Origin of the sequence: Tenacibaculum halocynthiae, assembly GCF_964512825.1 — a bacterium.
Lineage (GTDB): Bacteria > Bacteroidota > Bacteroidia > Flavobacteriales > Flavobacteriaceae > Polaribacter > Polaribacter halocynthiae.
In genome coordinates, this window is the sequence record NZ_CAZELG010000043.1 from 14,326 (window position 1) to 27,343 (window position 13,018).

The following is a 13,018-nucleotide window of genomic DNA, read 5'->3' on the forward strand; positions in this document are numbered from 1 at the left end:
ATATTAATAAAATAACTATAAAAATATAATTAATGGAGAAAAAAATAAAACTTTTTTGTATTCCATATGCAGGAGGGTCATCGAGTATTTATAATAAATGGAAAGATAAATTAGGAAAGAATATAGAACTATGTCCTATTGAATTAGCAGGAAGAGGAGGAAGGATAAAAGAAAATCATTATAGTTGCTTGTCTGAAGCTGTAAATGATATTCTTAACCAAATAATAGAAGATATTAATGCTTATGATTATGCTATTTTTGGGCATAGCATGGGAGCTTTTTTGGCTTATGAAGTAATTCATAAAATAATGAAATTAGGATTGCGAAAACCAATTCATTCATTTTTTTCAGGAAGAAAGCCTCCAGGTATAGGTATGAGAAAAAAACTTTTTACAGAAATGAATCCTATAGAGTTTGAAAAGGAAGTTTTGGCTTTAGGAGGAACTCCCCCTGAATTTTTTAAATATCCTGAGTTAAAAGAGTTATTTATACCTCTATTAAGGAGTGATTTTGCAATATCGGAAACAATAGTTGAAAGGAGTGAAGGAATCGTTTTAAATAATAATTTTTCCATATTGATTGGTAAAGATGAAAATATTAATTTAGAAACTGCAGTCAAGTGGCGTAAATTCACAGATAAAGAATGTGATATTCATTTTATAAAAGGAGATCATTTTTTCTTGTTACATGAGCAAGAAACTGTTATAGGTCTGGTGAATAAAGCACTGGAAGGTAGTTGTATAGAAGTGTGTTTATAATAAAAAAATAAAATAGAATGAGTTTTACAATAATTAATGAAAAAAAGCATATTATATCTTTAACGGATTTATCTGAACAAGAAACATTAGATATAATTAACAGGGGAATTGAATATTCAAATGGAAGTGTTGAATTAGGTCATCAGTTAAAAAACCAAGTCATTGGTATTTATTTTACAAAGACGTCAACTAGAACAAGAACTTCTTTTTCAACTGCAGCACTTAGGTTGGGAGCTAATGTTATTGCTTATGGCCCAAATGATTTACAAATAAATACAGGTGAAAGTATGAATGATACTTCTGAAGTACTTTCTAGAATGTTAGATGGCTTAGTTGTCAGAACTGCAGGAAGCCCATCAGTACTTAGAGCTTTTGCAAATCAAAAAAGAATGTCTATAATTAATGCCATGACAGAGGATGAACATCCTACACAAGCTCTAGCAGATCTAACTACATTAAAAGGTCATTTTGGGGAATTATCAGGGCTTGAAATAGTTTATTTGGGAGAGGGAAATAATACAGCAGTAGCTCTTGCACTTGCTTTATCTAAATTTTTTAATATTAAACTAAGTTTTTTTACTCCACCCAATTATCAAATAGAGCCAAGTATATTACAATATGCAAAAACTGAAGGAGCAAAGAAAAATACGGTTATTAATGAATATCATGATATAACAAAATTACCAAAAAACGCTGATGTAATTTATACTACACGTTGGCAAACAACAGGAACAACAAAGCCCGATGCGAATTGGAGAGAGATATTTGAACCGTTTGCTGTTACTCAAGAGGTAATGTCAAAATATTCAAAATCTATTTTTATGCATGATCTTCCAGCTCATAGGGGAGAAGAGGTAGAAGCTACTGTAATTGATGGTAGAAACAGTATTGTTTTTCAACAAGCAGAAAACAAAGCTCATAGTGCTAAAGCCGTTTTGGAATGGTGTATGAGGTAACTAAATATTTACTTAGATGTAAGTAAACAAAAAAGTGCATTAAATAATTTATTAATATTATTCTTATGACATCAATTTATTACACTTCATGTAAGAAGTTACCTGAAAATGAATATAAACAATTAACTAAATTATTACCTAAAAATATGCAAGAAAGGTTAAGTAAATTTCTTCGTTGGCAAGATGCTTATAGCTATTTGTATGGTAAATTACTTTTAAGAACAAGCATGCTTCAATTTGGGTATAATCATTCTTTAGAGTTTATAAAAATGACAAAACATGGAAAGCCTTATTTTGAAAACAGCCCTTTCGCATTTAATATTTCTCACTCAGAAGAATATGTTGTATGTGCAATTAGTAATGATGAGAAAGTAAGTTTAGGAATTGATATAGAAAAGGTAAAGCCTATTGAATTAAATAGTTTCAGTTCAGTTTTTTCTCCAGAAGAAAAGCAAGAAATAAATAGTTATAATAAGTTTTATACTTGTTGGACAAGAAAGGAAGCTGTTGTAAAGGCAGATGGGAGAGGATTAACTATACCTTTGAATACAATTAACACGTTAAATTTGTCAACGAAATTAGAAAATGAAAAATATTATTTATCTAGAGTAGATATTAACAAAGGCTATATTGCTCACATTGCATCTCAAACTAAAATAGAAAAAATGAATGTGATTAACTTTTGTTTTTAATTTTAAGGCTTGATTGTTAACAGTTTTTTTTTTTGTAAAATAAAAACAAAAAAATACATTGTCTTTCTATAAATACATTGTATATTTGCAACCGCAAATCGCGGGATAGAGCAGTAGGTAGCTCGTCGGGCTCATAACCCGAAGGTCACAGGTTCGAGTCCTGTTCCCGCTACTAGCCAAGACCCATCACCATATTTTGTTGATGGGTTTTTTATTTTCCACTCTGAATCCCTTGGTATCACTGTCTTTTTATAAAATATAGCATTTGTTTTTTTGGTTCGATATTGCCTGTTTTCTGGGTTAATGACCACTCCCTCTGGAAATACTAATTTTTGAATACGTTTTTTTGTGTTAACGTTTCCAGAAGCCCAGTATTTACTGATGTTTTTAACAACTTCCACACAATCCTCAATTTTTTTGTCTTGGTTCGATATTTTTAGATTTATATTTTGTAGTTCTTCATTTAATTCAGTTAATCTTTCTTCTAAAGGTGTTTTATATCGGTTATATAAATCGTCTGATAAGCCATCAAATATGTGTTTTTTATCTATGGTCTCAATTTTTTTCTTGACTTCTGATATTTGATTTGAGATAATTTTATAGTTTTCCGTCTGTTCTTTGTCTAATTCTTTAAAAGTTAATTTTAATTGTTCTTTAAAAGCATCTTCAAGTTTTGGGTCTAATTCAAATTTCTTTAAATATTGACTAAATAAATCATTGACTCCCTTTTTAACTGAACGAGGTGTTGTTTTAGCGTTCATGTCTTTTGCAGAGCACTTATTGTTTTGACATTTGTAGTAAGGGTATTTACCTTTCGCCATGTACCCTGTTAACTTTGAACCACAATTACCACAAAACAATGAATGGGTTAGAGGTCGTTCTTCTGAATATTTTGATTGTTTATATCCGCTTGTATTTCCTTCTAACTTGTCGTTTATTTGTTTAAACTGACTCGGTGTAACCATCCCTTTCCATCTACCTTTTATTGCTTCTCCATTTAAAAAACTATGTGTGCTAATACCAGCATAAAAAGGTTTTCTCCACATAGCGCTTAGACTTTGTTTACTGATTTTTAACCCTAGTTTTTCTAACTTTTGTTTTATGATAAAATCTTGTTCACCTTTTAGTTTCCATTTCCATGCTTTCTTCAATAATTCACCTTCTTCATTAATAATTATTTTTTGTTTAGAGGCAATATGTTCACTTTTAGTTACACGTGAACCATAAGTGGTGTAACCACGAGGAGATTTACCTAGCCAGTTGCCCTGTTTTACAAAAGCTGTCATTCCAGGTAATGTAATTTCTAAACGTTCTAAATTCTCTTTTCTAGCGTATTGTAATGATTCCATTATTTCAAATTCACCTCTTGCAGTGGTACTGTCTTTTTCAGTGGAAACTTCGATTAGATGAACGCCATGTTTCTTGATAATTTCATCAACTAATTTGATAGCGTTTGCTCCAGAGCGAGAAAAACGACTCATTTTATATATAAGTACGGCAAAAGGTTTATTTTTTGTTTTAGTAATTTCATCATAAAGTTTTTTAAATTCTTTTCGAGTGAAGTCTCCTTTTGCGCTTTCATAAGTTCCTCCAAAAACTTTTGTTATTTCGTAGCCGTGTTTTTTTGAATATTTTTCAGCACTGTCCTTTTGATTGGTAATACTGCTGTTTTTTTCGAATTGCTCTTTAGAGCTAACTCTAGTATATAACCAAACATTTTTATTTGTTTCAACTTCTTCTTTGTAAGTGCTAAATTTTTTAAAATAATCTAAACTCATTTTCAATTTTTTTTTAATTCTTATTTATTTCCTTCGTATGCAATAATGCTTAATATGTATAAGCTATCTATAATATTTTCAGCTAATTCGTCACTCATGTTATTTTTGCCAGTAAGTGACTTTAATTTTTCAATAGATATTTTCTGTATTCCTGTAACGTCAAATATCTGATTAGATTCATAATTTTTGTCCAATTCATAATCAATTATCTTTATTGTTATTTGCCTTTACGCATCACATAAGGTCTTTAATTGTGATATACGCCATACAAGTTATTAGTTGGGATGTATGAAGCCCATAACGAATCCTGTTCCAATTTTATTTATAATTAGAAAAGGTTTGATTAACCCAAAAACAATTGTTTTCAGAGTTAATCTGATAATTTGTGGTTATGATTGTTCGCTGAAATTACTCTTTGTAGTCGACATTCAGAGTAATAAGAAGGTTGTAATTTCTTAATACAAATATACCCAAAAAAAATGGTAAGTGCAACGTGTTTTAATATTCTGAGTTTGATTCGTGGTGTATTAGTTCCTTTTAAGGGTGGTTAATAAGTACGTTAGCACCTATTTACTAGTATCCCACTTATGAATCGTATTAAGTAGAATAGAGTCCTCCCTTTAAATATCTTTATTATAATGTCTATAACAGTAGTTTTATGACCTTTCTTACTAAATGTACATTTTGTTAATCTGATGATAAACATTAAGTTTTGATTAAACTCTTTTGTAGTTTTTTTAGAAAATAGTGATAATAGTATCATTTTGGTACAGTTACATTTTGAGCGAAAATTTTTTTTATAAAAAAGTGTCCCATAATAGTTTACTTTTTGAAATTCTTACGTATTTATTTAATGATAGAACTAGAGTAATCCTCTTGTATGGAGTTCTTGTGTCTATTAATTATTACAATACAGATGAGGTATGAAAAAGTCAATGATTTTTTAAAAATTATTAATAAAGGAAAAAGTACATTATATAGATTTTATAGTAAGAATCAAGATTTATACAGTGAAACTAGAAAGAAGAGAAATAAAAGGTTAATTCCTAAAACCCATGCTAAATATTTTAATTCTGAAATTATGCATGAGGAAAATAAGGTCTTGAGTAGAGAAAATAAATCAATGAAAAATTTAATAGATTGTCTAATTGATAGAGATTCATTGCAAACGAAGTTGTGGTATATGGATTGGAGTTACTTTTTTACAGTAGCTTATAAAGTTGATAGAAATAAAAAATCGTGCTTTAAAATGATGCATAGTTGTTATGAGTATTTAGTAAGCGAATACGGAGGTAAAACAGAGATAAGATTATTTTTCACAACAGAACCATTTGTAAATCGTAAAGGATACCACAACCACTTTTCAATATATATTAGTAATGACAAATTGCATAATGAGATTATACAAGTGATTCAAACATTTTTTAGCTTTGATAGAGTTGATTACAAAAAATATGACAGGTATAAAGGAGGGTTGTTTTACATGAGTAAGGAGGGGCTTATAAATGAGGATTGGGATGTTTTAGGAAATAATTTAAGCAATAAAAATAAATGATTTATGAAGATGATATTAACCGTTGAACAGTATAAAGTATTGAAAGTACAAGTGGATAGATTACAATTAAATTCGGTGAAAATAAAAATGACAGTAAATACACTTAAACAATTAGTGAAATAATTTGTGTTAGTTTTAGACTACAGTCTTTTTATAAAACAAATAATAAGTGTAAAATAGCTAAAAATCATTGTTTTTTGTGTTATTTTATTTGATAGTCTAAAAATAAAACATTATCTTTATTGAAAAATTAAGTAATGTATTATTTTTATTCAAGGGTTTCAACTACTAACCAAAATTCCAATCGTCAAATTTCTAATTTCAAACGAATAAAAGAATTTAAAGCAGAGAATTTATTCATTGATAAAATTCAAGGTAATATATCTTTTTTAGAAAGACCAGAAGCTTCAAAGTTATTTGATGTAGCCACTAGTAATACATCAGAAAACATTACTATTGTAGTAGACAGTATTGATAGACTTGGAAGAAATTTAATAGATATACTCAACACAATAGAACGTTTTACTAGTAATGGTATAAATTTAAAATCGTTAAAAGAAGGTTTTGAGACTTTGATTGATGGAAAAGAAAATCCGATGGCTAAAATAGTGATTAGTGTAATGGGGTCTATCGCCGAAATGGAAAGAAACCGTATAAAAGAACGTACAGCAGAAGGTATTAAAATAGCACAGGCAGAAGGTAAGTTTAAAGGCAGAAAGATAGGTTCAATTCAATCTAATGCTAGACTGTTAGAAAGACATCCTAACATTGTAAAAAAGCTAAATAAAGGACTTACAGTTCGTGAAGTAGCTGAAATTGTAGGTAAGTCTACCACTACAGTAATGAAAGTTAAAAAGGTTTTGGAGTTGAATAAATAATAAAAGGAATCGCTTATGTGATTCCTTTTATTTTAATTATTTGTGAAAACTAGCAACGTTTGTAACAAGTTTGTTTTCTGTTATTTCTATAATTTTAAATGACAAACTTCCAATTTGAGTATCAAAAGTTATTGTTTTACAATCATCCTTTAACTCCCAATTACTATTAAAATATCCCATCTTTGTAGTATTTACCATCTTTAGTAAATTGTTGAGTTGAATTAAAAGAGTTATTTGGTAACCAAATACCATCAGTTAATAGTTCTATAGTATCTGAACAGCTTCCATTAATTTCATCATCAGATGAACAAGATAATAGAGTAAATGCTGAAATAAAAAGTATAAGTAATTTTTTCATAATAATATTTAGTTTTAATTCCACCCTTTGACACATAAATAAGAAGCTGAATTACCTCCTTTAATGTATAAATAACCTTTGTTTGTTAGCTCTAAATCTAAAATATTTGACATTTTAGTATCCCAACACTCATCTTCAACTTTCAAAAGCCAAGATTTTATTTTAACATACCTGTTTTCTGAATAATTCATTTCGCTTCTACTATCCTCATAAAGTTGAAAATTGCATATTGCTTTGGGTTGAGAACTCCAACCATTATCTAAATTATCCCAATAGAATATCTTATTACCTTTGATTTGAATTTTCATTTTACCATATGGTAAACTATTTCTAAACTTACCAACTTTGTTCAGATACTCTAATGCTTCAGATGAGCTAGTTATTTTAAAGTTTTTTCTTCTTTCTTTTTCTTCTCTACTTCTAATATCACTTAAGGCAGCCCACCCTAGTAATACAATAACAGGGATTATCCATAAATTCTTTTTTAGCATGTTTTAAAATTTAAGTTTGTTGATAGTGGCTATATACTTATTAAACCATTCTTTACATATTTCGATAATTTTAGCCTCACTGTTTTCATTAGGTTCATACATACCACTTACATATACGTGACACTTTAAAAAAGTTATAAGGTGATTATGTTGATAGTCTTTAGAATAAGTAAAATAATGATGGTTCTGTTTATATTCAAATTCTGGAAAAGGAATAATCATATCTTTAGAAGCATATTTCTTTTCTAATTCTTCATTTAGAGTATTTATCACTTTGTTAAAATCTACTTGTTCAGTCATATTTGTTTTTTTATCAAAGAAAAACAAATAAAACAGCTGTTATTCAGTTAATTATTTAGCGTGTTGTTTTTTAAAGTAATCGTTACAATTGTTCCTTTTATAGTAGAAGAAGTAATTGAAAAGGAATCAGAAGGTAGGTTTAATAATTGTAGTCGTTCTTTAACTAATTTAATTCCTTTAGATTGATGTTTAGCTATATTAAAATTACTATTAAACCCTATGCCATTATCAATTATATTACAAATAAGGAAGTTATTTTTTTGATTAAAATCAATGGTTAAAATTGGATTTTCAGAATTATTATCGAAAGCATGTTTAAATACATTTTCTACTATTGGTTGCAATAACATTGGAGGGATAACAGTAGTGTTTATATCAATATTATTAAAATTGATTTTAACAGTTATTTTGTTTTGAAATCGTAAATTTTCAAGTTCTATGTAAGTTTTTAAATAACTAACTTCTTCTGCTAAAGAAATGTTTTGAAGTGAAGAATTATGAAGTGTTTTACGAATCAATTTTGAAAACTCACCCATGTATTTTAGTGAATTATCAACATCATTATCAATGATAAAATTTTGAATAGAGTTCATTGCATTAAAAATAAAATGTGGATTCATTTGACTTTGTAATGCTTCTATTTTAGTTGCTGAAATACGTTTTAAAATATCTTGTTTAATCTCTTCTTCTTTTTTAATTCTATTAACCTTAGACTTGTAAAATAGGTAGAAACTAAATAAAAGAATACCTATACATAGACTCTTAAACCACCAAGTCTTCCAAAAAGGAGGAGTGACGATAATTTTTAATAAACTATTTGTATAAGTTTTACTATTACTATAATCTTTTATTTCTCCAGTAATATCATAGTTACCATTAGTTAAATAGTTTAATCGAACTATATTTTCATTACTCCACGGACTCCAATCCTTATTAGATAATTTGTATCTATACTTTAATTTATTCGGGTATCGATGGTTGTTAATATCAAATGTGAATGAAATTGTATTTTGATTATATGGTAATTCAATAGATTTTTTAGAATAATTAAACCAATAGTAATTAGAGGAATCAATATCCTTATAGTTTACTTTAATATTTGAAATATTAAACTTTGTATGTTTTAAATCTGAGTCATTCAGTATACTTTCCAAATTGATTTCATAATACCCTTTACTTGTACCTACAAATAATTTGTTGTCTATTACGGTTGCACAAGTAAAAAGTTTATTAGTTATACCTTGTTCTTCATCTAAGAAGGTAATTGAACCATTTTTATAAACATTTATTCCTTTTTCAGTACCAATTATTAAATGCTCTTTGTATGATTTCAGAAATATGATTGTATTTCCAATTATTTCTTTGTTTTCAATTGTGTCTACTATTTTAAAACCATCATTTGGCTCTGTAATAAAAATAGTACCTCTTGAATTTGAAATAACAAGTTGTTTCTTATTAATAACTATTGAATGTGTTAATTCCTTTTCAGTCCAAATATTGTCTTCTAAAAAGGAAGTAAATCTTCCTTTTTTATATTGATATAAACCAGAAAATTTTGATGAGAAATACAACTTATCACCAATCTTATTTATCGAAATAATATCTCTAGGATTATATTTTTTGCTAAGTTCAAAAACAGTGCTTTTAGTTTTCATTCCAATATTCTCTATAGTATAAACCTGTGAATATGGTCTTTGAAAAAAAGCATTGTTATTAGAAGTGAAATAAAATGCATTGGTATAAATAGGGTAGTAATTTTCTAATTCATAAGAATCAGATGATTTATAAAGACCAATAGTAGTATTAATCCAAATTTCTTTATTATTCTTCGTTAGACTTAAAAAATCTAAATCATTTAAACTGTTTCCTTGAAAATGCCCACTAAATCCTTCATTGAATAGTGACTTTTTATTTATATAAAAAGCCTTAAATTCTGAATAGAATTCTTTCTTGGAAATATTAATATTTTTCTTTTTCGACTTTATAATTAATCCGCTTTTCGTTAGAAATAATATCTCGTTTTCTTTAGTTTGAACATCAATTATATTTTTAATTTTATCATAAAAATTAACTTTTTTAGATAGATTTACTTTAAAAAGTCCTTTGTCTAAAGTCCCTACTAATAAATCATTGTTCTTTTCATCATATTCTAAGCACCATTGCTTGGTACTATTGATATTAAACCTAATATTATCTTTTAAAACAGTGTTGTTATCGAGTTTGAAGATACCTCCAGTTGGGAAATTAATCCCGTCTGCTACACCGTAAATATCTTGATTGTTATCATAAATGAAATCCCAAAAGACACTATTTCCAAACTCGTTAGTTGGTTTAATTCCATTTATATAATCTTCAATGCTAAACTTTTTTATTGATTTATTTTTATGAGCGAACCCATCAAAACTTACCAATATGGAGTTCTTGTTTTTAAATATTGAAAACACTGAATCATAGTTATGATGTAAAAAAACTAGTTGGTTTTTAACTTCATCATATTTGAATAATCCATTTCGGTATGTTTGAATGTAAATGACTTTTTTAAATTTAAAAAAGCCCATAACTTGTAGTTCTACATTCTTATTATAAGTTGGAGTAAGAATTTCTTTGCTATCTATGTTTATAATAGTTATTCCATTTTTAGTACCTACAAAGACCTTTCTGTTATTGTAGCATATCTTTCGAACATAATTGTTTACTAAACCGTTATTAATATTGTAAATAGAGAATTTATTACCATCGTAAAAAGTTAATCCTCCACCATAACTTCCAAACCATAAATTATTATTACTATCTTCTTCTATTGCCCAACAGTTATTAAAAGCTAAACCATCTTCTTCATAAAAATTAGTTATTTTTTTATTCACAATTTTAGAAACTCCAGCACCAGTACCAACCCATAAAATACCTCTACTATCTTTTTTTATTGAATAAATACTATTGCTAGACAATCCATTTAAAGTAGTAATGTTTTTAGAAGGATATGATTGTGTAAATGCTAATTGAGAACACAATAAATAAACAAAAAGAACTAATCTATTTTTTATGAAGTATAGCATTTAAGAAACTTTCTTTTTTTCGGGAAGCTATTGGTAATTGCTCACCGTTATTTAATTCAACATATAACTCCACAGTTTTGTTAAAACGAGCTACATGATTTAAGTTAACTAAATAAGATTTATGTATGCGATGAAAATTTGTTTTTGGTAGTAGTTCATCAACATATTTTAGTGTTTTAGATAATGTTAATTTTTTGCCATTTACAAAAGTTACAGAACAGTAATTACTGTCAGCTTTGCAGTATAAAATTTTATTAGGATTTATAATTTCGTAACCAGATTCTGTTGGTAAAGCAATTTTATTATAATTAGAATCTCCAGAATCTATCTGGTTTAAAATCATCTTTAAATTATTTTCTTTAGTCCTATTATTAAGTGATGATTTATAGCGTTTAATCGTTTCCAATAAATCAATATAATTTATTGGTTTTAATAAGTAATCTAACGCATTCTCTTTAATTGCTTTAATTGCATATTCTGAATAAGCAGTAGTAAAAATAACATCAAATTTTCTATTTTCAATTTCTTTTAATAGTTGAAATCCATTTTTATCTGGCATTTCTATATCAAGAAAAACTAGTTCTGGTTCATATTTACTGATAGATAATAGTGCTTTGTCTACATTTTCACATTTATCTACTACTAGAAATTCATTTGGTAAATATCTATTTAGTAATTTTTCTAGAAAGTCTCTAGCATTATATTCATCGTCAACAATAATAGTTTTTATCATAGGCTTAAAAGTAAGAAACTTAAATGTAAAGTAGTATAATGAATTAGTTATCGTTTAGCTTTGATGAGTTAATGTAATTATAAAACCCGATAATGTTTAAGTAGTCATTTATGAATTGGTTCGTTTTTTTAATATTTCCCGCTACTATATAAAAAAGCCTCATAATTATATGAGGCTTTTTGTATTAATAAAATTTCTTAAAGAAACTTATTTTTTTAATTATAACGTTCAACATTAAATGGAGTTAAATTTAAACTCGTTTTTTGTTCAGAAATTAACTCAGAAACTATTTTACCAGTAGCAGGACCTAAACTCCAACCCATCATAGCATGTCCTGTGGCAACAGTTACATTTTTAAAATTTGATAATTTACCGATGTAAGGTAATCCATCTGGAGAGCATGGACGTAAACCTGAACGAGCATTTTTAATATCTAAAGAATCAATTTTTAAACCTTTATAATACTCTTCAGAAGCTCTGGCAATCATTGAAACTCTTTTAGTATTGATTTTTTCATTTATTCCTGCAATTTCCATTGTTCCAGCAAAACGAGTAAATCCTTTCATTGGAGTTACTGCTACTTTTGCTTCCATTAAAATTGAAGGAATAGTGACCCCTGTATCTTTTTCAACATTAATTCGATATCCTTTTCCAGCCTGAACAGGTATTTTTAAATCGAGTTTTTTTGCAATTATAGGAGTCCAAGAACCCGTTGCTAAAACCATTTCATCAGCTATAATTTCTCTATTATTAGTTTTTATTGAAGTAACTTTGTTATTTGAGGTTGTTATATCAATTAGTTCTTCATTAGAAAGTATAGTAACTCCTGAATCTATTAAATGGTTTTTCATTTGTTTTATAAATTCTGAAGGTGTCATATGAGCATCTGAATGATAATAAACAGCCCCTTTTATATTTAAGTCAACATTAGGTTCAAGCTTTTGTACTTCTTTGAGAGTTAAATGTTCTACCTTTAAACCTTCTTTGATAGCTCTTTCCCCAACCCTCCATTCTTCTTCACCAGTTTTTTCAGTTTGATAATACATCATCAATCCTTTATCTTGATAATCAAAATCAAAATCAGATGAAGCTTTAATGTCTTTATATAATTTTTTACTAAAAAGATTAATATCTTTTATTACTGGTATAGATTTTTCAACTTTCTGATGAGTTGAGGCTTTTTTAAACAACCAAGACCAACGTATAAAATCAAAATCTAATCTAGGTTTTATTGATAAAGGACTTGTTGAGTTAAACATCCATTTAATGCCTTTGTTAATCATTCCAGGAGCAGCTAGAGAAATTATATGACTTGGAGTAATAAGCCCTGCATTTACATGTGAAGCACCACTTAACAAATCTGACTTGTCAATAATAGTAACATTATGACCTTCTTTTTGTAAATAATAAGCAGAGCATAAACCTATAATACCACCACCTACAACTAATATATTTTTATTCAT

General features: G+C 27.7%; 13 protein-coding genes and 1 tRNA gene. 6 read left to right on the forward strand and 8 right to left on the reverse strand.

Features of this window, described 5'->3' with window-relative positions:
- Positions 1–32 precede the first annotated feature (32 nt).
- The 4 genes from ACKTTQ_RS16440 (at position 33) to ACKTTQ_RS16455 (ending at position 2,578) form a co-directional block, all read left to right on the forward strand.
- Complete coding sequence (locus tag ACKTTQ_RS16440) at positions 33–758, forward strand: thioesterase II family protein (protein ID WP_408049824.1); 726 nt, start codon at positions 33–35, stop codon at positions 756–758.
- A gap of 17 nt (positions 759–775) precedes the next feature.
- Entirely contained in the window at positions 776–1,714 is a 939-nt protein-coding gene (locus ACKTTQ_RS16445; protein WP_408049825.1) for an ornithine carbamoyltransferase, read from the forward strand.
- Between the two features lie 65 nt (positions 1,715–1,779).
- Positions 1,780–2,406: a 4'-phosphopantetheinyl transferase family protein gene (locus ACKTTQ_RS16450; RefSeq protein ID WP_408049826.1), complete on the forward strand. Its 627-nt coding sequence runs from the start codon at positions 1,780–1,782 to the stop codon at positions 2,404–2,406.
- 99 nt (positions 2,407–2,505) lie between these two features.
- Positions 2,506–2,578: transfer RNA gene (locus tag ACKTTQ_RS16455), tRNA-Met, on the forward strand.
- Here the strand turns inward: ACKTTQ_RS16455 and ACKTTQ_RS16460 are convergent.
- Positions 2,538–4,184, reverse strand: a complete 1,647-nt coding sequence (locus ACKTTQ_RS16460) for a recombinase family protein (RefSeq protein ID WP_408049937.1) — start codon at positions 4,182–4,184, stop codon at positions 2,538–2,540. The two genes, ACKTTQ_RS16455 and ACKTTQ_RS16460, sit on opposite strands and share 41 nt — an antisense overlap.
- Positions 4,185–5,100: 916 nt before the next feature.
- On the opposite strand from ACKTTQ_RS16460, the gene ACKTTQ_RS16465 reads away from it, so the two are divergent.
- Positions 5,101–5,739, forward strand: coding sequence for a hypothetical protein (locus tag ACKTTQ_RS16465; RefSeq protein WP_408049827.1), 639 nt, complete (start codon positions 5,101–5,103; stop codon positions 5,737–5,739).
- A 257-nt stretch (positions 5,740–5,996) separates the two neighbouring features.
- Positions 5,997–6,617 carry a recombinase family protein gene (locus tag ACKTTQ_RS16470; protein ID WP_408049828.1) on the forward strand — a complete coding sequence of 207 codons (621 nt, stop codon included), beginning with the start codon at positions 5,997–5,999 and terminating at the stop codon, positions 6,615–6,617.
- Between the two features lie 36 nt (positions 6,618–6,653).
- Here the strand turns inward: ACKTTQ_RS16470 and ACKTTQ_RS16475 are convergent, their stop codons facing one another.
- From ACKTTQ_RS16475 to ACKTTQ_RS16505, 7 genes are all read right to left on the reverse strand, one after another.
- Positions 6,654–6,797, reverse strand: coding sequence for a hypothetical protein (locus ACKTTQ_RS16475; protein WP_408049829.1), 144 nt, complete (start codon positions 6,795–6,797; stop codon positions 6,654–6,656).
- Complete coding sequence (locus ACKTTQ_RS16480; RefSeq protein WP_408049830.1) at positions 6,784–6,975, reverse strand: hypothetical protein; 192 nt, start codon at positions 6,973–6,975, stop codon at positions 6,784–6,786. The genes ACKTTQ_RS16475 and ACKTTQ_RS16480 overlap by 14 nt, the downstream gene beginning before the upstream one ends.
- Positions 6,976–6,989: 14 nt before the next feature.
- The gene (locus ACKTTQ_RS16485; RefSeq protein WP_408049831.1) at positions 6,990–7,466 is read right to left on the reverse strand and encodes a hypothetical protein; all 477 of its coding nucleotides are present in this window, start codon (positions 7,464–7,466) and stop codon (positions 6,990–6,992) included.
- A gap of 3 nt (positions 7,467–7,469) precedes the next feature.
- Positions 7,470–7,766: a hypothetical protein gene (locus tag ACKTTQ_RS16490; protein ID WP_408049832.1), complete on the reverse strand. Its 297-nt coding sequence runs from the start codon at positions 7,764–7,766 to the stop codon at positions 7,470–7,472.
- A 47-nt stretch (positions 7,767–7,813) separates the two neighbouring features.
- Positions 7,814–10,822 carry a sensor histidine kinase gene (locus ACKTTQ_RS16495; protein ID WP_408049833.1) on the reverse strand — a complete coding sequence of 1,003 codons (3,009 nt, stop codon included), beginning with the start codon at positions 10,820–10,822 and terminating at the stop codon, positions 7,814–7,816.
- The gene (locus tag ACKTTQ_RS16500) at positions 10,800–11,555 is read right to left on the reverse strand and encodes a LytR/AlgR family response regulator transcription factor (protein ID WP_408049834.1); all 756 of its coding nucleotides are present in this window, start codon (positions 11,553–11,555) and stop codon (positions 10,800–10,802) included. Before ACKTTQ_RS16500 ends, ACKTTQ_RS16495 begins: the two co-directional genes overlap by 23 nt.
- 215 nt (positions 11,556–11,770) lie before the next feature.
- Positions 11,771–13,018: an NAD(P)/FAD-dependent oxidoreductase gene (locus tag ACKTTQ_RS16505; RefSeq protein ID WP_408049835.1), complete on the reverse strand. Its 1,248-nt coding sequence runs from the start codon at positions 13,016–13,018 to the stop codon at positions 11,771–11,773.

What these genes read in the sequence shown, in the direction of transcription:
- ACKTTQ_RS16440 (WP_408049824.1), top strand. Translation starts at nt 33, where the DNA reads ATGGAGAAAAAAATAAAACTTTTTTGTATTCCATATGCAGGAGGGTCA.
- ACKTTQ_RS16445 (WP_408049825.1), top strand. Translation starts at nt 776, where the DNA reads ATGAGTTTTACAATAATTAATGAAAAAAAGCATATTATATCTTTAACG.
- ACKTTQ_RS16450 (WP_408049826.1), top strand. Translation starts at nt 1,780, where the DNA reads ATGACATCAATTTATTACACTTCATGTAAGAAGTTACCTGAAAATGAA.
- ACKTTQ_RS16460 (WP_408049937.1), bottom strand. Translation starts at nt 4,184, where the DNA reads ATGAGTTTAGATTATTTTAAAAAATTTAGCACTTACAAAGAAGAAGTT.
- ACKTTQ_RS16465 (WP_408049827.1), top strand. Translation starts at nt 5,101, where the DNA reads ATGAGGTATGAAAAAGTCAATGATTTTTTAAAAATTATTAATAAAGGA.
- ACKTTQ_RS16470 (WP_408049828.1), top strand. Translation starts at nt 5,997, where the DNA reads ATGTATTATTTTTATTCAAGGGTTTCAACTACTAACCAAAATTCCAAT.
- ACKTTQ_RS16475 (WP_408049829.1), bottom strand. Translation starts at nt 6,797, where the DNA reads ATGGGATATTTTAATAGTAATTGGGAGTTAAAGGATGATTGTAAAACA.
- ACKTTQ_RS16480 (WP_408049830.1), bottom strand. Translation starts at nt 6,975, where the DNA reads ATGAAAAAATTACTTATACTTTTTATTTCAGCATTTACTCTATTATCT.
- ACKTTQ_RS16485 (WP_408049831.1), bottom strand. Translation starts at nt 7,466, where the DNA reads ATGCTAAAAAAGAATTTATGGATAATCCCTGTTATTGTATTACTAGGG.
- ACKTTQ_RS16490 (WP_408049832.1), bottom strand. Translation starts at nt 7,766, where the DNA reads ATGACTGAACAAGTAGATTTTAACAAAGTGATAAATACTCTAAATGAA.
- ACKTTQ_RS16495 (WP_408049833.1), bottom strand. Translation starts at nt 10,822, where the DNA reads ATGCTATACTTCATAAAAAATAGATTAGTTCTTTTTGTTTATTTATTG.
- ACKTTQ_RS16500 (WP_408049834.1), bottom strand. Translation starts at nt 11,555, where the DNA reads ATGATAAAAACTATTATTGTTGACGATGAATATAATGCTAGAGACTTT.
- ACKTTQ_RS16505 (WP_408049835.1), bottom strand. Translation starts at nt 13,018, where the DNA reads ATGAATAAAAATATATTAGTTGTAGGTGGTGGTATTATAGGTTTATGC.